At 47.4% G+C, this 25,546-nt stretch carries 32 protein-coding genes; 16 read left to right on the top strand and 16 right to left on the bottom strand.

The window, feature by feature from the left end:
- Nucleotides 1–2: 2 nt before the first annotated feature.
- The 6 genes from ACTRXH_RS03325 to uxaC form a co-directional block, all read right to left on the bottom strand.
- Nucleotides 3–1,949 (bottom strand): BglG family transcription antiterminator, encoded by a 1,947-nt coding sequence (locus tag ACTRXH_RS03325; protein ID WP_474277563.1) that lies wholly within the window; start codon nt 1,947–1,949, stop codon nt 3–5.
- 337 nt (nt 1,950–2,286) lie between these two features.
- Complete coding sequence (locus ACTRXH_RS03320) at nt 2,287–3,291, bottom strand: sugar kinase (protein WP_474277561.1); 1,005 nt, start codon at nt 3,289–3,291, stop codon at nt 2,287–2,289.
- Between the two features lie 3 nt (nt 3,292–3,294).
- Nucleotides 3,295–3,924: a bifunctional 2-keto-4-hydroxyglutarate aldolase/2-keto-3-deoxy-6-phosphogluconate aldolase gene (locus ACTRXH_RS03315; RefSeq protein WP_474277559.1), complete on the bottom strand. Its 630-nt coding sequence runs from the start codon at nt 3,922–3,924 to the stop codon at nt 3,295–3,297.
- Nucleotides 3,925–3,935: 11 nt separating this feature from the next.
- On the bottom strand, nt 3,936–4,781 hold the full coding sequence (locus tag ACTRXH_RS03310) for an SDR family oxidoreductase (RefSeq protein ID WP_474277556.1): 846 nt from the start codon (nt 4,779–4,781) through the stop codon (nt 3,936–3,938).
- 3 nt (nt 4,782–4,784) lie between these two features.
- A complete protein-coding gene (uxuA, locus tag ACTRXH_RS03305) occupies nt 4,785–5,822 on the bottom strand; it encodes a mannonate dehydratase (RefSeq protein WP_474277711.1) in 1,038 nt (345 codons plus the stop codon).
- A gap of 14 nt (nt 5,823–5,836) precedes the next feature.
- Nucleotides 5,837–7,234: a glucuronate isomerase gene (gene uxaC, locus ACTRXH_RS03300; protein ID WP_474280566.1), complete on the bottom strand. Its 1,398-nt coding sequence runs from the start codon at nt 7,232–7,234 to the stop codon at nt 5,837–5,839.
- Nucleotides 7,235–7,347: 113 nt separating this feature from the next.
- Here uxaC and ACTRXH_RS03295 point away from each other — a divergent pair, with 113 nt between their 5' ends.
- On the top strand, nt 7,348–8,520 hold the full coding sequence (locus ACTRXH_RS03295) for an ROK family transcriptional regulator (RefSeq protein ID WP_474277550.1): 1,173 nt from the start codon (nt 7,348–7,350) through the stop codon (nt 8,518–8,520).
- An 8-nt stretch (nt 8,521–8,528) separates the two neighbouring features.
- On the opposite strand, the gene ACTRXH_RS03290 is transcribed toward ACTRXH_RS03295, so the two are convergent.
- The 5 genes from ACTRXH_RS03290 to ACTRXH_RS03270 form a co-directional block, all read right to left on the bottom strand.
- Nucleotides 8,529–9,827, bottom strand: a complete 1,299-nt coding sequence (locus ACTRXH_RS03290; RefSeq protein ID WP_474280564.1) for a TRAP transporter large permease — start codon at nt 9,825–9,827, stop codon at nt 8,529–8,531.
- Nucleotides 9,824–10,318, bottom strand: a complete 495-nt coding sequence (locus tag ACTRXH_RS03285; RefSeq protein WP_474277548.1) for a TRAP transporter small permease — start codon at nt 10,316–10,318, stop codon at nt 9,824–9,826. The genes ACTRXH_RS03290 and ACTRXH_RS03285 overlap by 4 nt, the downstream gene beginning before the upstream one ends.
- A gap of 1 nt (nt 10,319) precedes the next feature.
- The gene (locus ACTRXH_RS03280) at nt 10,320–11,309 is read right to left on the bottom strand and encodes a TRAP transporter substrate-binding protein (RefSeq protein WP_474277546.1); all 990 of its coding nucleotides are present in this window, start codon (nt 11,307–11,309) and stop codon (nt 10,320–10,322) included.
- 36 nt (nt 11,310–11,345) lie between these two features.
- Complete coding sequence (locus ACTRXH_RS03275; protein WP_474277542.1) at nt 11,346–13,700, bottom strand: glycoside hydrolase family 31 protein; 2,355 nt, start codon at nt 13,698–13,700, stop codon at nt 11,346–11,348.
- A gap of 195 nt (nt 13,701–13,895) precedes the next feature.
- Nucleotides 13,896–14,087 carry a hypothetical protein gene (locus ACTRXH_RS03270; protein WP_474260682.1) on the bottom strand — a complete coding sequence of 64 codons (192 nt, stop codon included), beginning with the start codon at nt 14,085–14,087 and terminating at the stop codon, nt 13,896–13,898.
- A 186-nt stretch (nt 14,088–14,273) separates the two neighbouring features.
- Between ACTRXH_RS03270 and ACTRXH_RS03265 the strand changes: the two genes are divergently transcribed.
- The 5 genes from ACTRXH_RS03265 to ACTRXH_RS03245 are packed head-to-tail and all read left to right on the top strand — an operon-like array spanning nt 14,274 to nt 18,011.
- Nucleotides 14,274–15,074 carry a hypothetical protein gene (locus ACTRXH_RS03265; protein WP_474277539.1) on the top strand — a complete coding sequence of 267 codons (801 nt, stop codon included), beginning with the start codon at nt 14,274–14,276 and terminating at the stop codon, nt 15,072–15,074.
- A gap of 4 nt (nt 15,075–15,078) precedes the next feature.
- Nucleotides 15,079–15,459 (top strand): GntR family transcriptional regulator, encoded by a 381-nt coding sequence (locus ACTRXH_RS03260; protein WP_474277537.1) that lies wholly within the window; start codon nt 15,079–15,081, stop codon nt 15,457–15,459.
- A complete protein-coding gene (locus ACTRXH_RS03255) occupies nt 15,446–16,150 on the top strand; it encodes an ATP-binding cassette domain-containing protein (RefSeq protein WP_474277534.1) in 705 nt (234 codons plus the stop codon). Before ACTRXH_RS03260 ends, ACTRXH_RS03255 begins: the two co-directional genes overlap by 14 nt.
- Before the next feature lie 2 nt (nt 16,151–16,152).
- Nucleotides 16,153–17,076 carry an ABC transporter ATP-binding protein gene (locus tag ACTRXH_RS03250; RefSeq protein ID WP_474277531.1) on the top strand — a complete coding sequence of 308 codons (924 nt, stop codon included), beginning with the start codon at nt 16,153–16,155 and terminating at the stop codon, nt 17,074–17,076.
- Between the two features lie 2 nt (nt 17,077–17,078).
- The gene (locus ACTRXH_RS03245) at nt 17,079–18,011 is read left to right on the top strand and encodes an ABC transporter permease (RefSeq protein ID WP_474277529.1); all 933 of its coding nucleotides are present in this window, start codon (nt 17,079–17,081) and stop codon (nt 18,009–18,011) included.
- 88 nt (nt 18,012–18,099) lie between these two features.
- Here the strand turns inward: ACTRXH_RS03245 and ACTRXH_RS03240 are convergent, their stop codons facing one another.
- Both ACTRXH_RS03240 and ACTRXH_RS03235 read right to left on the bottom strand, forming a co-directional pair.
- A complete protein-coding gene (locus ACTRXH_RS03240; protein ID WP_474277526.1) occupies nt 18,100–18,771 on the bottom strand; it encodes a DUF1129 domain-containing protein in 672 nt (223 codons plus the stop codon).
- Nucleotides 18,772–19,098, bottom strand: a complete 327-nt coding sequence (locus tag ACTRXH_RS03235; protein ID WP_474277523.1) for a PadR family transcriptional regulator — start codon at nt 19,096–19,098, stop codon at nt 18,772–18,774.
- 233 nt (nt 19,099–19,331) lie between these two features.
- On the opposite strand from ACTRXH_RS03235, the gene ACTRXH_RS03230 reads away from it, so the two are divergent.
- The 6 genes from ACTRXH_RS03230 (at nt 19,332) to ACTRXH_RS03205 (ending at nt 21,446) form a co-directional block, all read left to right on the top strand.
- Nucleotides 19,332–19,604, top strand: a complete 273-nt coding sequence (locus ACTRXH_RS03230) for a hypothetical protein (RefSeq protein ID WP_474277521.1) — start codon at nt 19,332–19,334, stop codon at nt 19,602–19,604.
- Entirely contained in the window at nt 19,601–19,894 is a 294-nt protein-coding gene (locus ACTRXH_RS03225) for a hypothetical protein (RefSeq protein WP_474277518.1), read from the top strand. The genes ACTRXH_RS03230 and ACTRXH_RS03225 overlap by 4 nt, the downstream gene beginning before the upstream one ends.
- Nucleotides 19,895–19,928: 34 nt before the next feature.
- Entirely contained in the window at nt 19,929–20,105 is a 177-nt protein-coding gene (locus ACTRXH_RS03220) for a YqhR family membrane protein (RefSeq protein ID WP_474277516.1), read from the top strand.
- Between the two features lie 24 nt (nt 20,106–20,129).
- The gene (locus ACTRXH_RS03215; protein ID WP_474277513.1) at nt 20,130–20,486 is read left to right on the top strand and encodes a hypothetical protein; all 357 of its coding nucleotides are present in this window, start codon (nt 20,130–20,132) and stop codon (nt 20,484–20,486) included.
- A gap of 62 nt (nt 20,487–20,548) precedes the next feature.
- A complete protein-coding gene (locus ACTRXH_RS03210; RefSeq protein WP_474277509.1) occupies nt 20,549–20,743 on the top strand; it encodes a bacteriocin-like WGxF protein in 195 nt (64 codons plus the stop codon).
- Nucleotides 20,744–20,858: 115 nt separating this feature from the next.
- Nucleotides 20,859–21,446 (top strand): hypothetical protein, encoded by a 588-nt coding sequence (locus ACTRXH_RS03205; protein WP_474277505.1) that lies wholly within the window; start codon nt 20,859–20,861, stop codon nt 21,444–21,446.
- Between the two features lie 31 nt (nt 21,447–21,477).
- Here ACTRXH_RS03205 and ACTRXH_RS03200 read toward each other — a convergent pair whose 3' ends face one another.
- Nucleotides 21,478–21,951, bottom strand: a complete 474-nt coding sequence (locus tag ACTRXH_RS03200) for a peptide-methionine (S)-S-oxide reductase (RefSeq protein ID WP_474277709.1) — start codon at nt 21,949–21,951, stop codon at nt 21,478–21,480.
- Between the two features lie 523 nt (nt 21,952–22,474).
- Nucleotides 22,475–23,020, bottom strand: coding sequence for a DUF1697 domain-containing protein (locus ACTRXH_RS03195; RefSeq protein WP_474277503.1), 546 nt, complete (start codon nt 23,018–23,020; stop codon nt 22,475–22,477).
- A 243-nt stretch (nt 23,021–23,263) separates the two neighbouring features.
- Between ACTRXH_RS03195 and ACTRXH_RS03190 the strand changes: the two genes are divergently transcribed.
- From ACTRXH_RS03190 to ACTRXH_RS03175, 4 genes are all read left to right on the top strand, one after another.
- Nucleotides 23,264–23,389, top strand: a complete 126-nt coding sequence (locus ACTRXH_RS03190; protein ID WP_474277498.1) for a hypothetical protein — start codon at nt 23,264–23,266, stop codon at nt 23,387–23,389.
- Between the two features lie 579 nt (nt 23,390–23,968).
- Nucleotides 23,969–24,283 carry an Lrp/AsnC family transcriptional regulator gene (locus tag ACTRXH_RS03185; RefSeq protein WP_474277496.1) on the top strand — a complete coding sequence of 105 codons (315 nt, stop codon included), beginning with the start codon at nt 23,969–23,971 and terminating at the stop codon, nt 24,281–24,283.
- Complete coding sequence (locus ACTRXH_RS03180; protein WP_474277493.1) at nt 24,250–24,414, top strand: hypothetical protein; 165 nt, start codon at nt 24,250–24,252, stop codon at nt 24,412–24,414. The genes ACTRXH_RS03185 and ACTRXH_RS03180 overlap by 34 nt, the downstream gene beginning before the upstream one ends.
- 106 nt (nt 24,415–24,520) lie before the next feature.
- Nucleotides 24,521–25,048 carry a hypothetical protein gene (locus tag ACTRXH_RS03175; protein ID WP_474277491.1) on the top strand — a complete coding sequence of 176 codons (528 nt, stop codon included), beginning with the start codon at nt 24,521–24,523 and terminating at the stop codon, nt 25,046–25,048.
- Between the two features lie 242 nt (nt 25,049–25,290).
- Here ACTRXH_RS03175 and ACTRXH_RS03170 read toward each other — a convergent pair whose 3' ends face one another.
- Nucleotides 25,291–25,482, bottom strand: coding sequence for a DUF6440 family protein (locus tag ACTRXH_RS03170; protein WP_474277488.1), 192 nt, complete (start codon nt 25,480–25,482; stop codon nt 25,291–25,293).
- Nucleotides 25,483–25,546 lie beyond the last annotated feature (64 nt).

Here is a 25,546-nt window from a genome sequence, read left to right as displayed (position 1 = left end):
AATCATTCATTTTTACCGCTGCTCCGGTAATACGAATGATTATTAAAGATGCTCTCTACTTCTTCGAGCGTTTGTGCCTGGTTCAGCTGCTCAAGAATGCTCGCATCCGTGCCCATTCTCGAAATCATATGCATAAGCGAGCGTATGCTCCCCTGGTCCTTTTCGGCAATCGCAAGCAGGAAAACAATCGTCACCTGTTCCTTTCCCCATTCAATCGGTTTATTAAAAATTGCAAGAGACACCGATGACTCGTAGATCTCCTCCGGCGGGGCGTGCGGAATCGCAATCCCGTTGCCAAGCGACGTGGAGGATGTTCTTTCCCTCATTACCGCCCGCTGTGGAAAATCTTCCGACACGGTGCCCTTCCTCACGAGCTCCCGGCCGAGCTTCTCGATCAGCTCGTACCGGTGCACCGGCTCTATACCGATCGCTGTTTCCCCCTTTTTCAGCCAATCTGCCATGGAGCTGGAAAACAACGGCTTTTGCTCTTCGTATTGAAGATAGTTATCCAATTTCCTCCGGTCCTCCGCCTGGAGTAATGGAGAGATAACCAATACAGGCACCCTTTGGTTCGTCAGTTCTCTCGTGGATAAAACGAGATCAACCGAATAGGTTTCGAGCATATCATCAAGCTTCTGCGCTGCGATGCTGCCGATCACCTCCATCCCTTTATAGTTCTGTTCAAGCTTCGCTTCAAGCAGATGGGACATACCGACTCCCAGTTCACAAACGATCAGGACTTTCTTTTTCTGCTCCCGTTTTTTCTGAAGACGTTCAACAGACGCCTGGAAATGAAGCACCAGATAGGCAGCTTCATCCTCCGGAATGTAAATGCCATAGCTGTCATTCACTTCTTCAAGCGCCATCACCACCATACTGAACATATAGGGGTACATTTTCTTTATTTCCTCAAGCATCGGATTTCTGATCGCAAACCCATGCATGACGCGATGGATGGTCGAAGGCAAATGAACCTTCAGCCCCTCTAGAAGAATTAAATCCTCTTTAAAATTGGTCATCGTCAAAATCTGCAGCTGGGTCGTGAGCTGTTCGAGCATACCTTTCATTAATGCTTCTTTATTGCTGTTTTTCCGCAAAAAGTAGGAATCCGAGCAGCTGATCAAATGAAGCGTAAAGTATACCTTCTCCGATTCAGGAAGCGATAATTTCAACTTGTCTTTGATAACCTCTGCGAGCTCTTCCGCCATCGTATATTCCCCGGCATCTCTAGCCTCTTTTCGCTCATTTTCCTTCATCACAATTGTCGAAGACTGCCTCACACGCTTCATCATGATGAGCGCATGGATCATCAGGCTTTCCCGTTTTTCGGCTGATATCTCCCAGTTCCATGCGTTTAACCTGTCAGCAATTGCTTTTCTTATAAAGCTGACCTCATGCTGAGGGAAAAGCCGGACAAGCGAGTCCGAAGCCGTTTTATCCTTTGCTACAAGCTCAGATAAATGAGCAACAGCACTTCGTCGCTTCAATTCGTCTCCCGCGATGGTGAGGCCGAGCCGCTGTCTCGATATCAGTTCAAGCCCAAACGTTGCCAGCCAGTCCGAAATGACCGCCATGCTTTCTTTAATTTCTTTGACTGACATAAAGAATTCTTTTGCCAGCCCCTGTATGGTCTGGGGCTTTTCTTCGACGAGCAGACGGTAGCCTATTTCCACCAGGTGATCGGTCTCTTCATGCGAGGATCTTTTATGTAAAAGGCTTAAAATATGATGTTTTTCTTCTTCCGTAATGACTACTTGAACGCCGAGACCGGGTTTTCGCAGAAGCTTGGCCTCCGAGTGTTCACCGAGAAAATAGTGCAGCGTTTTCATATCATTCCGTACGGTTTTTTCCGAGCAGTGTAACTCTTCTGCCATCGTCTGAATATGCGTAAAAGCCTCCGAATGAAGCAATAGTTTCTGCAGCAGCTTTATCTGTCTTTCATTGAGCATCGCTTTATCCCCCCTTCATCTGTTTTTTTTCAGGTTCATCCATCCTTAATATATCATCCATTATAACTTTAGTTTTTTTGTTTGGGAGAGTCAGGTTAATTAAATTTTGGCATCATCCCTTCGGCTGTCTTTAAAAAAAGACTGTGGACCCATGCCCTGCACCACTATATTAAAGACGATGGATGTTTTAAAGCAGGGCCTGTTACAAAAAACAGCCTGTTCAGGACCCGGCACCGGGCCGGATCCTGAACAGGCTATGATTCAAAGCCGCTTACATCGGCAAACCACTTTACGTTAAAAAATCAGCAGAAACGTGGGCCGTTTATTTTTCCGATTTTTACCGTTTCACATCATTTCCCTGGTTCTGTACAAACTGAAGCACGTAGGCCTCGTCAAACTGGTTACTGTCGCCGTACACCATGTGCTTGAGCACGCTTGAACCGGTCGCAAATTCAATGACCTGCTGCGGCCCCCAGTCCTCCTGCAGTACCCCGTGCAGAATGCCGGAGGCAAAGCTGTCGCCGCCTCCGACCCGCTCCAGCAGATCAAACGAATGCGTGGCACTGGCATGCAGCCCGCTTCCATTATAGTAGTAGCCGGTCAGGCTGTTCGAACTGGCCGATGCCGCCGTCCGGTGCGTGCTTGCCATCAGGGAAATATTATACGTACGGGCGGCCTCTTCATAGAACCGTTCGAGTTGCTCCGGCGAAAACGCTTCGTGCCCGTCCATCCCTAACAGATACACAAAATCCTTATGGCCGATGAAGCAGACATCCACATACGGCAAAATTTCTTCAAAGGAGGCTTTCGCTTCCTTCGGGGACCACAGCTTCGCGCGGAAGTTGCAGTCAAAGCTCACATGCACCCCGCGACTTGAAGCCTCCTGTACGGCGGTCATCGTCAGGTTATGCATAGCCGGGCCAAGCGCGGGCGTAATGCCGCTCACGTGAAACACCTCTACCCCGGCAAGCAGCTGCTCCCAGTCGAGATCAGCATCTGTAAGCTCCCACACAGATGAATCCTCCCGGTCGTAAATTACTTCCGCGGGCTTGACTGAATAGCCAGCTTCCACGTAGTACAGCCCGAGACGACGGCCCTGAGCCACAATCATGTTCGTGTTGACGCCAGCTGTACGGAGACGGCGTTTGGCGGCCTCCCCCATCGCATTTGCCGGGAGCGCCGTCAGAAACGCGGTCTCGTGCCCGAACTGGCTCATGTTCATCGCCACGTTGGCTTCGGCCCCGCCAAAATACACGTGAAAATCGTTGGTCTGGACCAGCCGCTGGTGGGACGGGGGAGTGAGACGCATCATGATTTCGCCCATCGTCAGGATTCGCGCCATCGGTTACACCTCCTCCGCGAGCCGCTGGAATTCGGCGGCAAGGCGGGTGACTTCGTCGTAATCGCCAGTCTTGGCCGGTCCGGTAATCGATCCCCCGGCCCCTATCATGATGGCACCGGCCTGCAGCCAGTCCTGTACGTTATCCAGGTCCACCCCGCCGGTCGGCATCAGCTGCACGTACGGCAGTGGTCCGCGGATCGTCTTGATGAACGAGGGCGCATACATTTCTCCCGGAAACAGCTTCACCACCTGCGCGCCGTAGGCGAGTGCTTCCGTGGCCTCCCGAACGGTCATCACGCCCGGCAGATATGGCACCGCGTAGCGGTTGCACAGCTTCGCCACCTCAGAATCAAAGGACGGGCTCACGATAAACGACGCGCCCCGGACAATGGCGAGCCGGGCGGTTTCGCTGTCGAGGACCGTTCCCGCCCCGACTACCACGTCCGGATACTTCTGTCGCAGCTTCCGCAACACATCATCGGCCTCCGGCACGGTGAAGGTGACTTCAAGCGTTTTAGAACCGCCCTTCACGCAGGCATCTGCGGTTGTCAGCGCCTGGTCCGGACTGTCGCCGCGAACGACGACCGCTACTTTGTTTTCGATCATTTGATTTAGGATATGAAATACTCTCATTATTTTCTCCTTTATACTCCAGAATAAGCGGAAAACCCACCGTCAATTGGTACGACAATGCCGTTCACAAAGCCCGAGGATTTTTCATCAACGAGCCACAGCAGGGTGCCCACCAGCTCCTCTGGCTCCCCGAAGCGCTCCTGCGGCGTCTGGGACAGGATTTTTTCCGCTCTCGCACTCAGCACGCCTTCTTCCGAAAACATCAGCTCCCGGTTCTGGTCCGTCAGGAAAAAGCCCGGTGCCATGGCGTTTACCCGCACGCCGGATTTGGAAAAATAGACGGCAAGCCACTGCGTGAAGTTGCTGACAGCCGCCTTTGCCCCGCTGTAGGCAGGGATTTTTGTGAGCGGCCGGTACGCATTCATCGATGAAATGTTAATGATCGAGCCCGGCCGGTCATACACCATGTCGCGGGTAAATACCTGCGACGGAATCAGTGCCCCGAGAAAGTTCAGCGAAAACAGCTGATCCACCGCAGCAGGATCCAGGTCAAAAAACGTGCCTCCGCTGTCTGGCGCTTCCGGATCGAAGTATTCCTGTCCGGTCGTCGCCTTCGGATTATTACCGCCCGCTCCGTTCACGAGAATATCACACGGCCCGAACCGGCTTTTTACATCTTCGTAAATGGTCTCCATCGCCTGCTTATCCGTTACATCGCCGCTGTAGCCGGCGGCTTCTCCCCCGCCTTCGATGATCCGTTCGGCCACCTCTTCGACCTTTTCTTTGTTGCGGGCAATGATTGCCACTTTGGCTCCATTGGCAGCCAGCGCCTCTGCCATCACAGAGCCGAGCACGCCGCTACCGCCTGTGATGACGACAACCTTATCCTCCAGTGGAATTTGAAATGGTGTTTGCATCGTTTATCTCCTTTCCCGCTCAGCATCGATAATGCCATTAAGATATGCCGCACCGAGCGCGCGGTCATATAAACCGTAGCCAGGCCGGCCTTCTTCGCCCCAGATCATCCGTCCGTGATCCGGCCGGATCGGGCCTTCGTAGCCTACTTCGATCAGCTTCTTCATAACGCCGACCATATCGAGTGATCCGTCGTGCACGGAATGCGACGTTTCCTGGAACGATTTTTCGCTTGTCCATCGTACGTTTCTGGCATGTACAAAATGAATGCGGTCCTTCATATGTTCAATCATGCTTATTAAATCATTATCCCGGTCCGCGCCGTAGGAGCCGGTACAGAAGGTAATCCCGTTGTGCCTGCTGTTGACACGCTTCAGCATCGTCATCACATTGGCTTCGTTTGTAATAATGCGCGGCAGGCCGAAAATATCCCAGGGTGGATCGTCGGGATGGATCGCCATCAGCACGTCTTCTTCCTCCGCAACCGGAATGATGCGCTCCAGAAAGTAAATCAGGTTTTCCATCAGATCCTCTTTGGTTATTTCCTTATATTCCTCCATAATGACCCGCAGATCATCCTTCTGGTAGGACAAATCCCATCCGGGGAGTGTCAGGCTTCCGTCAAGCGGATCAATCTGCTGAATCAGGTCCTCATCATACATGAGGGAATGGGAGCCGTCAGGAAGCGGTGCGTCGAGCTTTGAGCGGGTCCAGTCAAACACCGGCATAAAGTTGTAGCAGATGGTCTTAATGCCTTCTTGGGAAAGATTGCGGATCGTTTCCTGATACTTTTCAATCCAGCTGTCTCTCGTGCTTTTACCCATTTTAATGTCTTCATGGACCGGGACGCTTTCCACCACGTTCCATACGAGTCCGCTCTGTGCGATTTCTTCTTTAACTTCCCGGATTTTCTCCTGCGGCCACGTTTCGCCCGGCGGCAGATCATATATGGCAGACACTATCCCCTTCATCGCGGGAATCTGCTTGATTTGTTCGAGCTTGACGGGGTCTTCGGTCCCGTACCAGCGAAAGCTCATCTCCATCATTCATTCCTCCTTTAAATTGAAAAATATTTTTTCGCGTTATAGTAGCAGATATTTTCGACATACGTACGTAATAGCTTCAAGTCATGCGGCGCTTTTCCTTCTTCCACCCAACTACCAATTAAATTGCATAGAATGCGCCGGAAATATTCATGGCGTGAAAATGACAAAAAGCTTCTCGAATCGGTCAGCATACCAATGAAATTGCTGATTAAGCCGATATTTGCCAGAGACTTCATATGGCTTTCCATTCCGTCAATATGGTCATTGAACCACCAGGCGGTGCCCACCTGCACCTTGCCGGGAATGTCGCTGTTTTGAAAGCTGCCGGCAATTGCCGCGAGCGTATTGTTGTTATTGGCATTGACGCTGTACAGTACGGTTTTCGGAAGCGCTCCTTGTTGTTCAAGCTGATCAAGAAATGCAGCAAGCGGACGGGCAGGCAGCTGGTCATGAATCGCGTCAAAACCCGCGTCCCCGCCGAGCTTCTGAAACATAGTGGTATTCGTATTGCGGAGCGGATGCAGGTGGAGCTGCATTACCCATTCTTTTTCCGCATACCTTTCAGCCAGATGCAGCAGCGTATACGTTTTGTATTGGGCTGCCTCCTGCGCCGTAACCGCCTCTCCGTTCAATCGTTTTTGGAAAACGGCTGCTGCTTCCGCTTCGCTCGCTGGTTTATACACCATTTCGGTCAGCCCGTGATCGGAGCTGCGGGTGCCGAGTGCATCAAAAGCTTCGATTCTTTCATCAAGGGCGGCTAAAAGCTCGCCGTAGGAGGAAATGCTTTTCCCTGTCAAATCTGCCAGCTGCCCGACCCAGCCTGGGAAGCTGTTCTTTTCCAGATGCAGTGCCTGATCGGGGCGATAGGAAGGAGAGACCTCAAATGGCAAATCGCTTCGCCCGAGCTGCTCGTGGGTGGTTAACGCGTCTGCCGGGTCGTCTGTCGTTCCCAGGAACACGACGCTGTCCTTCTGGAGAAGCGACTGGGTAAAAAACTCCGGTGACTGCAGCTTTTCCCGGGTTTCGTTCCAGATTCCCTCCGCCGTGTTCTTGTCTAACAGCGTATGGATGCCGAAATATGAGGACAGCTCCAGGTGCGTCCAGTGGTACAGCGGGTTCCCGAGCGTATTCGGCACCGTTTCTGCCCATGCCAGAAATTTTTCGTAGTCGCTTTTGTTTCCGGTAATGTATTCCTCCGAAATCCCGTTCGCCCGCATGGCTCGCCACTTGTAGTGGTCTCCGCTCAGCCAGATCTCGGCCAAATTATCAAAATTTTTGTCGTTTAATATTTCGCCTGGCGGCAGGTGATTGTGATAATCGATGAGCGGCAGATGCTTCGCATAATCATGATACAGCGTGCGTGCCACTGGTGACTGAAGCAAAAAATCTTCGTGAATAAATGCAGTCATGGTCTCATCTCCTAATTAATTTGTTTACTATGCAAACTATTAAATTTATACTTTTAACACAGAAGCATTCGTATTACTACCATACGCAGCACGAATAGAAAGAGGGATCTACCTTGCATAAAGGTGACTGGAACTATATCCGAAACTTAAACCGACGGCTGATTCTTGAGGAAATCGTGAAGAATGCTTCCCTTTCCCGGAGTGAGCTTGCAAGAATTACCGGCTTAAATAAAGCAACCATTTCCACGCAGATTAATGATCTGCTCGAGCAGGGGCTCGTGATTGAAACAAGAACCGAAGCACTCGAGACTCCCGGCCGGAAGCCCATTATTATCGAAATGAACGAACGAGCCGGCTTTACGATCGGCATTGATATTGATGAACTGAGCACCAATATCATTTTTTGTGACCTGAAGGGCCGCCGGCTTCATCAAAAGCAGCTGCATCTGGACACATATCATTTTGAAAGCATGCTTGAAGAATTAATTCGACAGCTGCAGACAGAAATTGATGTATTCCGGAGCGGCACCTCTGATGCTCCCCTTGCCGGAATCGGCATCGGTATTCACGGCATCGTAAATAACGACAGCCAGATCGTTTACACCCCGAAGCAGGAATGGGTGGATCTCGACGTGAAGACCCGGCTCGAAGAAGCATTTGACACCCCCGTTCATGTGGACAACAGCGCCAACTTGGCAGTGTATGCCGAACATGTTTACGTAGAACACGTACCGGACCTGTTCTGCCTGACCCTGTATTCCGGCATCGGGCTTGGCATGGTCAAGGATTCGGTCATTTACCGCGGGCATCAGGGCTTTGCGGGTGAAATCGGCCATATGATTATTGAGCCAAACGGCAAGCCCTGCCCTTGCGGCAATCATGGTTGCTGGGAGCTGTACGCTTCCAATAAAGCGTTTTTTAAAATGCTTCACGATAACGGTACAGACTTTCATACCCAGGAGCAGGTGCAGAAGCATTTGGAAACGGCCAACGCCGAACAGGTGATTAACGACTACATTTTCTACCTTTCAATCGGGGTAAATAATGTGATTAACATTTTCAATCCGGAGCGCATCATCATTAACAGCCCGCTGTTTGCCTCTAAGCCGGAGCTTTTGGACCGGGTCGAGGCATCTCTGCAGTCCAAGTTCAACAACTACGAGCAGCTGAAAGTCTCGAGCCTGAACGAAGATGCCTGCGCTCTCGGCGCCGCAGCGCTTGCGTTCAAAAAGTTTCTCGGCGTGCACCACGTGGACCACTCCGCCTCCTTTATCAAAAAGCAATAAATATAAAGCTACATCAGATCAAACAGCTGAGGCAGGAACAGGCTGAGCTGCGGGATAAAGGTAATGGCTAGCACCATGACAATCAGTATGATGAAATACGGCACCAGCGCTTTGATGACGCTTTCGAGTCTTGCGTTAGCTACACTTGTACCAACAAATAATACGCTTCCGACCGGAGGAGTAATGTTGCCGATACAAAGGTTGAACGCAATAATAATGCCAAAGTGAACGGGATCGATGCCAAGCTCGGTAACGACCGGTAAAAAGATCGGTGTGAAAATAAGCACGGCCGGCGTAATATCCATAAAGGTTCCCATGACGAGCAAAATCACGTTGATGAGCAGAAGAATTACGATCGTATTCGCGCTGATTGAAAGAAGCGCGCTGCTGATCCCTGCTGGAATCTCGGTATAGCTCATTACGAGCGAAAACAGGGATGATGCCGTAATTAAAAGCAGAATCATACCGGTAATTTCAATGGTTTCCTTGAAAATGTTTTTAAATTGCTCTTTTTTCAGCTGCTTGTATAAAAGCGACAGCAGCAGTGCGTAAATGACTGCTACCGCCGCGCCTTCGGTGGCGGTAAAAATACCGGCAACGATCCCGCCGATAACGATGATAATCAAAAGCAGACTTGGAATTGCGTCAAAGATGATAAACATTTTATTCTTCCAGCTGACTTTCTCGGATACTGGATATTTATGTTTTCTGGCATATACGTACGCAATCGCCATAACAGAGAGGCCCCATAAAATGCCTGGAATGTAGCCGGCCATAAACAGCGCTGCAATCGAAGTTCCTCCGCTGATCAGGGAATACACAATCAGCATCGAGCTCGGCGGAATTAAAAGTCCTGCCGGTGCCGACGCGATATTAGTCGCGGCAGAATAGCTCAGGGAATATTTCTGTCTCATTTCCATCGGGGTCATGATTTTCCCCATCGCAGCCGCCGCTGCGACACTTGAGCCCGAAATCGAGCCAAACAGCATATTTCCGACGACGTTCGTATGGGCGAGCGACCCTGGCAGCCTTCCCACAATAATTTTTGCCAGGTTAATGAGCCTAAACGCGATGCCTCCGTTGTTCATAATAATACCTGCAAGCACAAACAATGGAATCGCCAGAATGGTAAAGTTGTCTACGCCTGTCGCAAGGCGCTGGGCGGTAATAATGATACTGACGTCAAATGGAATGACAAGTGAAATGGTTACCATCGCACTCAGCAGAATCGCGAGCGCAATCGGCACTCCGAACACGAGCAGTATCCCGAGCGATGCAAATAATAAAATTCCGGCTGTAACTGTCATCCTTTTTCCCCCTCACTGGCAGTGCCGATCCGGCTGCTGCCACGAAGCATATCAATCAGCGCGTACATAACGATACATACGCCTGAAACCGGCACGGCGCTGTAGACAAACAGCATGGACATCCCTGTTGCCGGGGCCGTTTCCGAGTATGTATACGTCAGCAGAATGATGCCGCCGATGATCATCGGTACTATCCCTAAAAACACCCATAAGACATTGATCGCAAGGTTAATCAAGCGCTGCGAACGTTCCCGGAACTTTTCCACCAGAAACACAATGGCAATGTGCTTTTTCTGTCCAAACACGTAAGCAGCCGTCAGCAGCGTAAACCAGATGAGCATAAAGCGGATGATTTCTTCGCTTGTGGTACTCGGCGCATCCAGGACGTACCGGGTAAACACCTGCCAGATCGAAAGTAAAGCCATGCAGGTAATTAATACGGCGTTAACAATTAATAGCGCACGGTCGAGAATCATTTTGACCTTTTGCATCCTACTCGGCCTCCTTTATTTTATTGTAAATATCAGAGGTGTCCGGATCGTTCTGGAATTCTTCATGCAGCGGCTGAACCTCGTCAATAAACGATTGTTTATCTACTTCATAAAACTCTACGTTCATTTCCTCTTCGGCCGTAGCCTTGGCTTCTTCTACTGTTTGATTCCAAAGATCTTCATGATAGCTGGTTGATTCTTCTGCAGCCTCTTCAATGACCTCCAGTTCACTATCTGAGAGGTCTTGCATCGTATTTTCATTAGCAATCAGCACGTCGGGAACGATAGCGTGTTCGGTGTAGAAATAGTTTTTCGCCACTTCCCCGTGGTTGCTGTTCGTAAGCGCCGTCGCATTGTTTTCGGCGGCATCAATGACACCTGACTGCAGCGCGGTGTATACTTCCCCGTAGCTCATCGGCGTTGGGGTGCCTCCCATCGCTTCGATCATCTGTACACTCGTCTGACTCGGCTGCACTCTCGTTTTTAAGCCGCTCATATCCTCGCTTGTTTCGAGCATCGTATTTTTCGTATAAACGTTGCGGACACCTGCATCATAATACGTCAGCCCGCGGAACCCTTTGTCAGCAGATTCCATGTAAATGTCGCTGGTCACTTCTTCATCGTTCATGACACGCTTAAAGCTTTCCTGGCTTTCAAATAAATACGGCAGGCTGAAGACGGAATACGCCGGTTCAAAGCTTTCGAGGGCACTCCCGCTCACCTTGCTGAAATCCATGGCGCCGGTCTGAGTCCCTTCAATTACTTCCCGCTCGCTTCCAAGCTCCCCGTTCGGGTAAATTTTAATGCTCATGTCTCCATCCGATTTTTCCTCCACAAGCTCGGCAAACCGTTCAAGCGATTGGTGCACCGGATGGTCCGTCGGCTGGTTGTGTGCGAGCGTGAAGGTCTGTTCTTCCTCCCCGCTTGCACTCTGGCAGCCTGTCAAAGCAATCAGGGCCGTCATCGTAGCAAGACTTATCCATTTTTTCACTGTTGTTTCCCTCCTTTAATTAACGTTCAGCGATACTCACTTCCATGAAAACCACGTGTCTGCTTTTCCGTTAATAATAACCTGCCTCGTTTCATCCTCCGGAAGCTGGAAGTGCATAGACGTAAAACCATTCCTGTACGACCCTTCCTGAAGGACTTCAATGTAAATACCGCCTTCGCCAGGCGTCATGGTACATGTAATCGAAAGCTCGTCGGTATCGTGACGCTTGTCGTTGTCGTCGTAATACGTAAACGATGTCTGTTCACCGTTTTGGCCCGGATACACATGCATGTCGATCCGGCTTTCGGCTTCGTTTTCCACCGGCAGCAGGCTGCCGCCCTTTACCATTACCGGCGTATACTCGAGCGGAGCAGGAACCGTGACCCTGCGTCCCCCTTCGTACCACTGCCCGGTATACATGTCGTACCACCCGTGCGGATGAGCAGGCAGGTACACTTCACGTTCACGCTCTCCCGGACGTACAATGGTGCATACTAGCAGCTCTTCGCCCAGCATGAACTCGTCGTTTTCGACATGCGTCGCTGCATCGTCGCCAAAGTCAAAGAAGGTTGGCTTGATCACCGGCTCGTAGCTGGCCGACGACTTGTGAAGAAGCGAGAATATATACCCGGACAGCTTCTGGTGCCAGTGAATGGCGTCGGAAACCTTGTCGACAATCTCCGGGTACATCCACGGTTCGTTCACCGTCTGGTCGTCATTCCAGGAATGTATTGTAAACCGCGGATAATAAATGTTGCTCTGAATCCAGCGCAGAAAAAGCTCCGGCTCCGGCGCGTCGCCGGAGAAACCGCCCGTATCATGTCCGAAATTGTAAATGCCGGAAAGACTTAAGCCGATCGCCATTTTAATGTTGTACTGGAGCGTTTCCCAATTAGAGTAGTTGTCTCCGGTCCACGTCTGGGCGTACCTGCTGAGGCCCGCGCTTCCTGCCCGGCTGATCAGGTACGGGCGTTTTTCACTGTCAAACTCGGTCTGGGCTTCGAGCGAGCTTTTCGTCATCAGCATCGGGAAAATTGCGCGGTAGTCCTGAAACCTTCCGCCCTGGCCAAACAAATGAACCACTGCTTCAGGATCCCAGATTTCAAACTCGTTGTTGTCATTCCAGGTGGCGTCGATCCCGTTTGCAAGCAGTTCCTTTTTCACGTTTTCTTTCCACCACTCAATGGTCTGCCTGTTGGTAAAGTCCAGATAGACGCCCATATCGTCCCAGAACTGCTGCAGGAGCGGCCGGTGTTTTTTGTCGAGAACAATGTAGTCGTTGTTAAGTACTTCTTCATGCTTTGGGTGATCGATCAACAGGCTCGGTTTAATGTTGGCAATGATGCGGACGCCGTTCGCATGAAAATCTTCAGTAAATTTTACCGGATCCGGAAATTTTTCATAGTTCCAGTTGAAGACGTACCGTTTATGGTCAATGGATGTATATCCTGAGGAGAGGTGAAAGGACTCGCACGGCATGTCGTGTCTCTGGCAGTCTTCTACAAAGTTCATCAGACGCTCCTGAGACCTTTCTTCATCGGTATAGGTCATTGTTGACCCGGAGTAGCCGATGCTCCATTTTGGCATCAGTGCCGGACGGCCAGTCATCCAGGAAAAGCGGCGGGTGACCTCAGCTGTCGTTGGCCCGAGAATGAAGTAGCAGTCCAGAAAATGAGAGCTGGATTGAAAAAAACGGTACTTTCCGTGGTAGTTGTCCTTTTCCCGGCCCATGTCGAAAGCGCATTCATTATAGTCATCGTAGTAGAGTCCAAAAGCCACTCCGGTTTCCGGCGAATGCGTAATATAGTACGGAATATGCTTATATAGCGGGTCCGTTTTTTGGGCATCGTAGCCCATTGCGTCAATGTTCAGCATCCGGAAGCGCTCCCCGTACTTATTGACATTTCCTGTTTTTTCCCCGAGGCCGTAGTAACGCTCTCCTTCATTTCGTTTTAAGTAGTGGGCTGTCGGCGCCGTTTCAGCAATCTGAAACCCGTACGCCTGGGTATTTCGGTCTTCGGCAATCAGCTTCTCTTTTTCATCTGTTTTGTCGAACCAGCTGCAGTGCAGCTTCGTTTTATTGATCATCAGCTTAAGTGAAGCCGTTTCAATTACATATTCTTCAGGATTCTCTGACGTTTCATAGGCCGGGAGCGAAAAATAATCAGTGATTCGATTCCGGTCGAGTCCTTCAAACGGCATCTCCGTGTCTCCCGGGGCCACTGCCCATGTATGTATATCCATCTCCGGCTGTCCCTTCGTCAGTGTAACGCGGAACAATTTTTCTTCGAGTACATAAACGCAAAAGTACATTTCCTGCACATCGGATTCAAAAATAAGCATATTGTTCTTTTGAGCAGATAAATAAAACTGGTCTTTCGTCGTTAGCATATGTTCACCCTCTTTGGATTAATCACTTGCCCAAATAATTAATTTGTAGTGTAAACAAATTAATTATTTACTTTATGATAAGGCTTTCCTGAACGTTTCGCAACCCCGATTTTCTTGATGATTTATTCTGTTGTTATATTAAAAAATGGTTCCCCTCTCTGCCTAGGGGAACCATCGTTATGCAATACTGCGCTGCTACTCTTCTGTTCTTTTCCTGTGATAAAAGAAATTGCACAGAAAAAGCACCGCCACGACCGCAGTCATAAACAAAATACCTTCTATCCTGTACGTTGCATCGTAATGGGTCTGGTCTAGTAGAAGCACCAGGTTCCATGAAACAAATAAAAATATTCCATACAAATAAAGAACGGATTTTGTACTTTTCATCCAATCCCTCCATCGGCTAGTATTGCTGACTTTTTTCTGTTCCCTTCCCCTTTTCGGCTAAATCGTTAGAATTGAACTTTATTAAAAGATTTTTAAGAAATGACTCTCCGTTATAAATATTGTTGACGTTTCTTTTGTACCAGTGTACTATTTAATTAATACACTAATACAAAGGAGCTGTGCTTTATGACAAGCTGGTTACAATTGTGGAAAAAAGAGTTTGCGCTGACGCGATCCGTCTTTTACTGGTGCCTGGCGCTGATATTTTTCGTCGTCATCTTCGCCATCGTTATGAACAGCGGAAATTTTTTCTCGGTAAATTCGAATAACCCTGCCGAAACGGTGGGAAGCGTGGTGTTAGGTTCTCTCAGCGCAGGTATTCTTGCCCATTTTGTTTATCTTCCCATCTATGTGATTGTCAGCCTGGAGCTCGAACGCCGTCAGCTGCACCTCTGGCTCTATCAGCCGCAGCCGGTGACTAAATTGCTCAGCGCCAAATATGCAAGCGGCCTCGCATGCGCTTCTATTTCGCTTTTTATTAACGGCCTTCTGCTTCTTATTGCTGCCTGGCTGACCCCTGGCCTCCCTCCCTTTTTCGGCCTGCTAGAGGAAGGGATAACATGGCTGCAGGTGCTCGCTTTATGCCTGCTTTGTTCGGTTTTTGTGCTTCTCGTCTCTCTTTACTTCAGTGTTTACCTGTTATTTATTTACTCGTTTGACTTTGCGTTTCGGCACACCATAGGTAAAGGGCTTCAAATCGTGTTGGCGGTAGCTGCCGTGTTTCTCCTGAGCCTCCTTGCCAGTTCAGGACTCGGTGATGTGTATCAGGCGATCACCAGCTGGGGCCAGTTTTCGCTCACCGGACTGGTGAATGTGGAATTTTTTAATCTCAACCTATATGCCGGCGTCATTCTTTTTCATACCGTGGTTGGCGCAGTCCTCTTTATCCTGTCCGCTCAGCTGATTGATAAGAAAGCGGAGGTATAGGCTCATGGCTTACACATTTGATAACTCCAGGCCCATTTACCAGCAAATCATTGATACGATCCACGGAAACATCATCCGGGGCGAATGGCCGCCTGGCACGAAGCTTCCTTCCGTCCGGGCGCTGGCTGTCGATTTTGGTGTGAATCCAAATACCGTATCCCGGACATACAGTGAATTAGAAAGGACAGGAGTGTTGGAAATGAAACGGGGACAGGGAACCTTTGTAACCGAAAGCGAAGCAACCATTCAGCAGTTAAAGCAGCATCTGATGCGGCAGCGGATTCAGGAGTTTATGAACGAAATGGAAAGCCTCGGCATGAGCAAGGAAGAAATTCGCCAGGGCATTGATTCCTACCGAAAGGATGAGGACCATGATAACCTTTGACGGGGTAACGAAGAAATTTTTAAGCCGCACTGCTCTCGAAAACGTGACGATCGAAATCCCTTCCAAGGGAGTAACAGGCGTGGTCGGCGAAAACGGAAGCGGTAAATCAACCCTTCTCAAGCTTGCCGGCGGGCTGCTGCGTCCGGACAAGGGATCGGTTTCTTATAACGGACAGCCGGTCTCACGAAAAGACAGCTCCCGGATCGCCTATTTATCGGAAAACGACCATATGTACGCCTTTTTCCGGATCGACCAATTAATTGCTTATCAGGCTTCCCAGTTTCCTGATTTCAACAAACAGCGCGCTTATGACATGCTGTCGTTTATGAATCTCGATCCTGCGCAAAAAATCAAAACGCTCTCCAAGGGCAACCGCGGCCGGGTAAAAATTGTGATTACGCTGGCCCGGGAAGCCGAGCTGCTTCTCCTCGACGAGCCGCTTTCGGGACTCGACCCCATCGTACGGCGCTCCATCATCCAAAGCCTCGTATCCTTTGTTGATGTCGAAGCCCAGGGCGTCCTGATCAGTACGCACGAAGTGAGTGAAATGGATCCCCTGCTCGACCGGGTGCTCGTCCTCCGGCAGCAGCACGTGCTGGACCTTGAAGACAGCGAAGCGATACGCGAGCGTTTCGGCGTTGATACAGCCGGATGGATGGAGCACATTTATGCCAGGGAAAGGAATGTTTAATCATGAACCAGCATCCCGTACTGCAGTTGGAAGGACTCACCAAGTCCATTCAAAAAACAACCGTCGTCCATCCCCTTGATTTACAGGTGTACGCCGGAGAGGTGTTTGGATTTATCGGGCCAAACGGAGCAGGCAAAACGACCACCATCCGCATGATTCTTGGCTTGATTAAAGCCACCGGGGGCGACATTTATATCGCTGGCGAGAATGTGCGGACCAATTCTTTAACCGCTATTTCTCACGTCGGCGGCATCATTGAAAGCCCGGAAATGTATGATTACTTAACGGGCGAGCAAAACCTGAAGCACTATGCCCGGCTTGCCGGTAATGCTTCAGCCAACAACATTTGGGATGCCGCCGAACGGACGGGTATTGCTTACGCCTTAAAGCGAAAACTAAAGACCTATTCCCTTGGCATGAAGCAGCGCCTGGGGCTTGCGCAGGCACTGCTCCACCAGCCAAAGCTGTTAATATTGGATGAACCGACAAATGGACTGGACCCCGCGGGTATCCGGGAACTCCGGCAATATTTGCGGCAGCTCGCTGAACAGGAGCAAATGGCAGTATTCATCTCCAGCCACCAGCTATCGGATATGGAGCAGATGTGCGACCGTATCGGGATTATTCACCAGGGACACCTGGTGGATGTCCAGCCGGTCCAGTCCTTTATACAGGGAGACCATCAAAAGCAGGTTGTCACCATTGTTACCGATCAGCCCCGTGAGGCTTCCATGGTGCTAAAACCATTTACACAGGAGCAGACGACCGTGATGGACGCTTCCTCTCTCCGGGTATCTCTATCGCCCGACGATGTTCCTCATTGTATAGCCACACTGGTCGAGCACGGCATCCGTATATACGAAGTCTCCGTGCATCACCATTCACTCGAGGACCAATTCTTGAAAGTAACCAATGGAGGGGTGTAAGCATGATGTGGGCTATCTGGAAAAATGAAAACATAAAATGGATGCACAAAACAAGCACCTGGATCATTGGGGGACTGGTGGTGCTGATGATTATCGGCGCGGCCCTGCTCAGCAGATGGAACGGAGTCGAGGAAGAGTCGCAGTGGCGGACCGATTATGAACAGGCACTAACGCAGTACGAGGAAGGCGGGGAGCAGACCGGAGCCTCTTTAACGCCGGAGCTCGCTGCTGAATATGAATACCGGCTGCAGGAGAACATTCCTCCACTTGCTGCATACGGGCAGTGGAATTATGTAGATGAAATGACAATAATGATCTCGTTTATTACCCTGTTTTCCATTATTGTTACATCGACGCTGGTCGCCAGCGAATTTCAGACGGGGTCGGTGAAGCTCTTATTTATCCGGCCAATCCCAAGATGGAAACTGCTCATAGGCAAATACCTTTCCGGAATGACATTTGCGGCCCTTCTCACTATGTTTACACTCGCTTCCGTATACATCACAGGCGGTCTGGTGTTTGGCTTTTCGCCACTCGATGCACCTTATCTTTACAGCAGCGAAGACCTGCTGGAGAGAAACGCAGCGATTCACATGCTCAGCACGTTTGGTCTTGGCTTCATCCAGACAGCTGTCATGACGCTATTTGCCGTGATGCTTGCCTCTCTGTTTCGCAGTAATGCTATGGCCATCGGCGTCAGTGTGTTCAGCATGTTTTTCGGAACCACCGCCACCAAATTACTGGCACAGCTTAATGAAAGACTCGCGTCCTACAGCCTGTTTGCCAATAATGATCTTACGGTTTTCATCAGCGATAATGTTCGCCAGTTCGTTGATGTCAGCCCATGGTTTTCAATCATTATCTTGAGCTGCTACACGTTATTGTTTATAATGATTGCATTAGTCAGCTTCACTCAAAGAGACGTAGCTATCTAATCCAGGGCCCTGATTTGACCGCCGAAAGAAAAAATATATTCTAAAAAAAGGCAGAACTTCATCGTTCTGTCTTTTTTATGATTGTATGCTACGTTTTTCTCCGCAACAGCTCGCCTATCAGCAGAAAAACCACGCCAGCTATTCCAAGCCAGTACACTGGAATAGCGACGGTCGGCCCTAGCGCAGGCAGCCAGAAATACATGGCAAAGAAAGCTCCTCCTGGTATAAAACCTAGCATGACACTTGATAATAGAAATTCCTTTATTTTCGAAATGTTCCGAAAGCAGGACCACTTGATATAGCGAAACACACTGTAGGCCACAGCCGATAATATGAGCGTCTCCAGGATAATGAATATCGCAGCTTTACCCAGGCTGTATGACTTGAATGGCTCTATTTGATGAAAACCATATGAAAGAATCGTTTGAAGTACTCCGCTAAAGAACAGATACACCCCTAAAAAATAACAAATGCCCATTACAAACAACGTCATCATTTCTTTGGGCACTGTCTGAGGCAGCTCGCCGACAATATCTTCCGCATATTGCTTCGGATCGGAGCCGAACAGCTCCGTACTGTCCCTGCCCTCTGCCTGCAGAACAAGAAGATAATCCAGTAATTCCATCAGCACCTCTTCGGTTTCCTGGTCACTCTTATCAAATGAGAGACGGATATATACCAGCATATCCTCATATACTTTTTTATTCTCTTTAGTTAGCTGCTCCCGCTTTTCGTTGTTTTCCTCCACCAGCGTACTCACTTACGACTTCTCCTTGTCCAGTAATTGATCGACGGGCTGCTTCAGGGCATTCCAGTTTTCCCGGAACGCCTCCAGCGAAGCTTCGCCCTCCGGGGTCAGCGTATAGTATTTCCGGTTCGGACCGCTGCCTGAAGCCTTCATTTCCCCGTGAATCAGCTTTTCCTTCTGGAGTCGCAGCAGGAGCGGATAAATGGACCCTTCCTTAACATCGATCCCCTGCTCCTGCAGCTTGACCGCCAGTTCATAGCCATAGACAGTTTCACGGGAAATAATAGCTAAAATACATCCCTCCAGAATCCCCTTCAACAGCTGACTTCGCTCATTCATTTGCTCACCTGCCTTGTATTACATGCTAGTAAATTGGTCAAAAACCTCCCGTACGCATTAACGCCAGGGCGAGTTAGCATAAGAAACATTCTGCTACCTTGTATAACAATATAGTTTTACCATAAGTTACATTTTTTGAAAAAACAATAGTAATTTTTCCAATCATCATAGGGCTTGTATTTTCGGTTCTTATGTTCAAAAATGGAAATAATTACAATCACAGGAGAGAGGCCATGCGTATTACTGTACATGTATTATATTTTGTTTTGCTCCTTTTTGTATGCGGATTGATCGGGTTTGGTTTATTTGGAATTGGTTTTACGAGTTCGCTCCGCCCTTCTGCGTTTCTTTTCTTCTTTTCCTTCAGCGTCATATGGACGGTCAGCTATGTAGGCCATCTTCACCTCGGGCGCTGGGATCTGCGTCTCGCCTTATGGGTATGTACAGTCCTTGGCCTGAGCCTACTGTTCGCTTCAGGGGCAGAAATAATGGAGGTTATTCGATGAAAAAATGGAATCTTGCCATCCTGCTGCTTTCCGGCATGTTTTTGGTATATGGCCTTGGATTGGTATCAATGTTCACCCTTGGCATTTTCAGCAGCATCAATCAATTTTTCAGAACCATGGGCATGGTCGCCGTTCCTCTCGTCCCCTTTTCCCTGTGGCTCTATCTGCTGTACCGGTTTCATGCCAAAAAAGACTATCAAAATTATTACATCGGTATTGGATGTCTTGCGCTTCTGATATTCGCTTTCATATACGATGTGCAGATGCTCCAGCGCTATGCTGCCTGGTAAGATTCTGGATTTTGCCAATAAGGAGGAAATAGAAATGAGCTTCGCCTGGAGAACAGGGTTACTGGCAGGCATTTTAACATTTGTGGTTTTATTTGTTTTAAACGTTCTTTTTCCTGATTTACCGCCTTTACTCGAATTTTCCAGCGATGCCATGATCGCTTTCCTTGCGATCGTCATCGCCTATACTGTCTTCGGGCAAAAAGATTCATGAAATTGACTATAAGGAGCAGTCACGATGAAAATGCTCAAAGTGTTAAAATATATACTGATGATTTGGCTCATTATTCACGGCCTTACAGCTATCGTATTAAGCCTGTTGATACTAACCGGTACTCATTATATCGATGTGCCTGTGTCTTCAGCGATATCCGCTGCCGTGGGCTCCGGCATCTACATCTGGGTTGACCATCAGCTCAAACAAAATTCTTTCTTAGTAATTGTTCGCGTATCCCACAATAAAAGTCTAAAAACCTTCCTGAACTTTTACTTTAACAAATATATCCAGTCATGCAATCTACCCAAATCGCCAAATGAAAGACTTATATCTTTGAGAAACTTTTCAACACCGATTAATAAAGGATTGCCACTTTAATATATGTATATTATTGTTTTAAATGTAATTAATTTACATAAAAGTCGAAGGAGTCTGAATCTATGCGCTATTTAATGTTGGCATTGGCTAATTGCCTGATTTTTATTACGGCAGGAGTTGTTCATCGTTTCTCCATAAGGGCGTTAAACATCCCGTTTGATCATGCGGTGTTGTACTGGGGATCGTTCATTGGAGTGGTGTTCGTTATTACGCTGCTGCTGGTTCCCCTCTTCAATAAACAGTTATCAGCAGTATAAAATGTCGTTGATGAGGCAGGCACGTTCAGCACTCATGGTGATATCATATGCTAGGCTGATGGATGTCTGCCTTTTATCTTTTATATTATTTTGAACAGTGTTAGGAGGGCTTTTCATGTTTACATCCATCCTTCAGCTTCCCTTCCAGCCCCGGAAGCAATTCGCTTTTTTAACAGATCATTACCGGCTCCCCCTGGTGGCAGCCATTATCCTGGGCAGCAGTATTTTACATACTTTTATTACGAATTATATTTTCCCCGATACTAATCAATCTCCAATCTTTTCCGATAATCTCTGGCTTTTAGTGTCGGAGACTCTGTTTGCGGGAATTTCTGTTCTTATATTACCCTTGATTTTGAAAGGCGCGGGCAGCATTCATAATCATCCCCTCTCCTATCAAAAAGCTTTTTGGGTGAATATTTTAACTGTTATTCCTTCTCTATTTCTGCTGCCAATTGCACTTATTGGATTGTTCCTGTTTCTTGCGCAGGGAAGTACTTCGTCAATATTTACGAGTGTCTATATAGTACTGGAATGGCTTTCTTTTGTTTGGGTATTTGTCGTTGCCGTCAGCACGATCCAGGTTGCGGCAAATACGACCAGACCGAAAGCCTTAACGATCGCCTTCACGTACTTATGTTTTACCGTGATAGCTGCTGTCGTCGCGGTTTTATTCCTGGGAGGCTTTTACGCAGCGTTCTAGCTTCCCCGCTGCCTGACCGATAAGAAGGGTTTCACCGATTATATTTACGCAATAACCCTTCCGGAATATGGCAATAATCGTCGGGATATTTATCCAGCCTGTCCTGATGTTCTTCGGCGCTTTTGATGTAATTGGCAAGAGGCAATACCTCAACCATTATAGCCCCGTAATCATTCCTCTCCCTGAGAAACGCCTTCGCCTCTGCTAAATGCTCCAGGCTTTCACTATATACGCCGGTTCTATATTTCTCCCCCACGTCCGGCCCCTGCTGATTTAAGCTGTATGGCTCAATGATTTCAAATAAATATTCCATCAATTCCCTGACGGTTATCACGTCCGGGTCAAATTCCGTTTTTACACATTCAGCGTATCCATCATAGTCACCGTTAAGAGTATGACTGCTTCCGTTCGCTCTGCCCGCCTCAGTAAATTCCACGCCAGGCAGCGTTTTTATAAATGCCTGCACGCCCCATAAACAGCCGCCGGCAAGGTATATGGTTTCCATATAAACACTCCTTTTGTTATCCCAGGACGTAGTATCTTTATAAATTTTTTCCATGATAATTCTTGTTTCGTTCGTATTATAGCCTTGTTTATGAAAAAAGGATGCCGGGCCTCTTTCTTCTTCAACCGTGGATAAATACATTTGATGCACGCTTTCTGCTTTTAGATCTTTTTCTAATTTTTGCATCAGTTCAGACCCTATGTAAGAACGTTTATGACTTTGAACCACGCATAATTCATTTAATTAATAGACCACACTCTGTTCCCAATATTCTAAATTACCTATAGCAAAACCTATCATTGAATCTTTTTGGAAGCATGCCATCCCTCGAAAACTACTCTAAAAGTACATATCATCAATCCGTGCTTTTACATACGTATAAGACCAATTCTCAAACCAGGGCGCTTTTGAGTCTGTAACTCATAAGCAGAAAAATTATCTTCATAAGTGATCCCCTTTTCACTTTCATGTTACTTGCATTAAAAAAACTATACTTTAAAGGTGTGGAACGGGTAAAAAAATACTAATCTGCCTGGCCCTTCATGAGTTCATATATCTTTCGTACTGTGTTAACATTTCGCACCGTTATCTGTTTGTACCTTTTTGTTCCGACGATTTTTGTCAGCCCGCTTTTGGTTGCCTCGTTTTTATCCACGGACCAGAGAACCGCTCCCGGAACATACTGCACTGTGTCAATACCAGGCTTAATGACCAAATGTTCAAGTATCGAAGCCTCATCGATTTCTTCCCATAAAAACAACACGTCGCTTTTCATTTCTTTGTCATTTTTCCATGTGGCTGGAATAGCCTCCATGACCCGTGTAATCTCATCGATACTTCGTACGACTACTTTAATGTGTAAACTGAAATTTTTGTATATGGCTTCTTCCAACACAAGGGGAAGCTCTTCTTTTGACAGGCTGTGATTTGAAAAAATGATGTTGCCGGTATTAATATAGCTCCTCACATCGTTCATTCCGGCTGCTTCAAATGTCTGCTTTAGGGTTTTCATGTCCATTTTATTTTTTCCACCTACGTTAATCCCGCGTAGAAGAGCGATATAAACCATACTTATCCCCCTGTTAACTTTTCATTTATTTTAGCACATTATTCAAAGACCTCATGGATGAACGTGCTGTCCATTCCTGATGCGCGTCCTAAAACCGTAACGCGACAAAATAAACGGAGAGTATCAATGAATTTTAAACGTCCAATGCTCCAGCAATAGCGCCCATTTATCTTTTTGCTATTTCCTAGTAGAATACAAAAAGGAATTATTTTACATTATATAGTGGATAAAGGAGAAACTTTTATGATGAACGAATGGCAAATAGGATTATTGACTGGTTTATTGGCAACGATTAGTTTCATTTCATTAGATATGTTTGCGTCGTTTTCTTATATCGTTGAAATGATAATCGCTTTTTTTTCACACTGACAGGCTCATTTGCAGGAAATAGGTTGTTGAATAGCATACGAAAAAATAAAAAAAGCTCTGGAGAGTAGCTATGAGCATTTTCATGTATCAGTTCATCTATTTTTAAGTTTTTGAATTTTAAGCTAGTCGTTTAAGGAGGAAATCATGAGGATATTAAGACTGTTTTATAAATTGTTTGGAACTATATCGTTTGCTTTAATTCTTATGGATTTGCGCCATATTATTCATATGCCAAATTGGTTATTTATATTATTATTACTTATTTTGGCTATTTCTATTGGGATTTTCTTTTACCTTCAAAGAAAACAATCAAGCGTTTCCACCGACTATGAAAATTGAGTGGGGCTGTAGATGGGGATCTTTGATGGTTAGCCAAATCGTGCCTATTTTAGAATAATTGGTATATATTTCTATTTTTAAAATACCACAGTCCGCCTCATTTTTATACCAATAATTCCCTTTTAAATAAGAACATAAAAATTATTCGTTGCCTCCCGGATTTTTTTCCTTGTATAATATAGGTATTTTATAGGTGCCATGATAATATTCAAGCACATAATTACAAGGAGGCCCTCCACCATGCCATCACTCGATCAAACCGACTGGGCCATTCTACGGGCTTTGCAGTACAACGCCAAAGAATCCTATTCCCATATTGCCCGGTCATTAAATGTAAGTGAAGGAACGATTCGCGCCCGGATCCGCAAAATGCTTGATGACGGAGTTTTTGACTTTATCGTTCATACTGACCCGAAAAAAATTGGTTTGGACGTGCAGGCCATTGTCGGTGTCAATACCAGGCTCGGACAGCAACAGCACACGTCGCTCTTCAACTCCAAACCTTTGAAGCCGTTCGTTTCGTGGGAGCCTTCTCCGGTAATCACGACCTCATGATACAGGCATATTTTTCGACCAATGAGGAATTGGTTTCGTTTATCAACGCCGATTTAGCCGCAATTGAAGGTATTTTAGATGTCGACGTCAACGTAGAGCTCAAGCAATATAAAGACAGCTTTTCCTATTAAGGATAAAAAATAAATAATTTTACCTTTTATTACAAAAATTGGTTTTCATATCCTTTCTTTTCGTTTATACTGAAGCAACATTTTTCGAAAAGGGGGGAGAGCGCGTATGAAAAAGCTCACCACAACAATTTCCAGTCTTCTACTTGCATCGGTAGTTTCCGTTACTTTGGAAACGCCAGCCGAAGCCGCCCATGTAGCTGTCGTCGGCGGTGCCAGTCTGGGGTATCAACCATCCATCCAGGAAGAAAACCACAACGGCCAGCATCCCCTCCGTACCGAAAGCTATATTTCGGAGGAACAGCGTCAGCCTTGCGGCACATCCGAATGCCGAACAATTTTTCAGCAGTACCATGACCACATGAACGACATTTTTAATCGCACCGATGACGTGCTGACATTTGATGCCTTCGAGCAATCCCTCGTGTATCAATTATCCAATGGCGATTATTATATTGTCTCGAATTACACCAATGAAGTTAACGGAAACTATCGCCACATCGAAGTCATTTTGCATCAAAGTCTTGAGTATCTGCAGGACATGTATATCGAAACGGACGCCTCATCGTCATACGCCTCTCCAATGGTTCCTGGCGATAACCGGTGGGCTAGAAACACCGGCCAGGGCGAAGAATAATTACTCAAAGAAGAAAATGCTGTCTCCGTGAAAATATGGAGATGGCTTTTTCAGTTTATCGAACTGCGGAAAAAACTCATGAAAAGCACGATTACTTTTGGGGTTAATATATCAACTAGAAAAGCTTGCATGTAAATAGTTGGGAAGTGGGGGCCCGTTACTGAAACCTGTCCATTTCGTATACACAGAAAGAAAAAGATCCTCCTTTAATGATCCGGATGAAAAATCTCATAATATTTTTATCATTCCCGTACAGGATTTCCTTCGCTGTCGAGTAAAGGTGTCAGACTGCTCCCCGTTCCCGCAACTGTACACATGTAATTAATACCCGTGTCCCGATCGACAACAATAAAAACTTCCCCAAGCTTAGACAAACTTTTTGATTGTTTGATGTAAAAACGCTGCTCTTTTCCCTCTTCATTCTTCTTAAACAATCGAATCGCCCCCCATATTTAAACGAATTACCCCACCTCAGTTTGACTACCTTAATGTCCTGGT

The sequence above is a fragment of the Marinococcus sp. LNHM5E3-2.1 genome (assembly GCF_056034365.1).
This window is presented reverse-complemented; position numbering and strand designations above follow the sequence as displayed.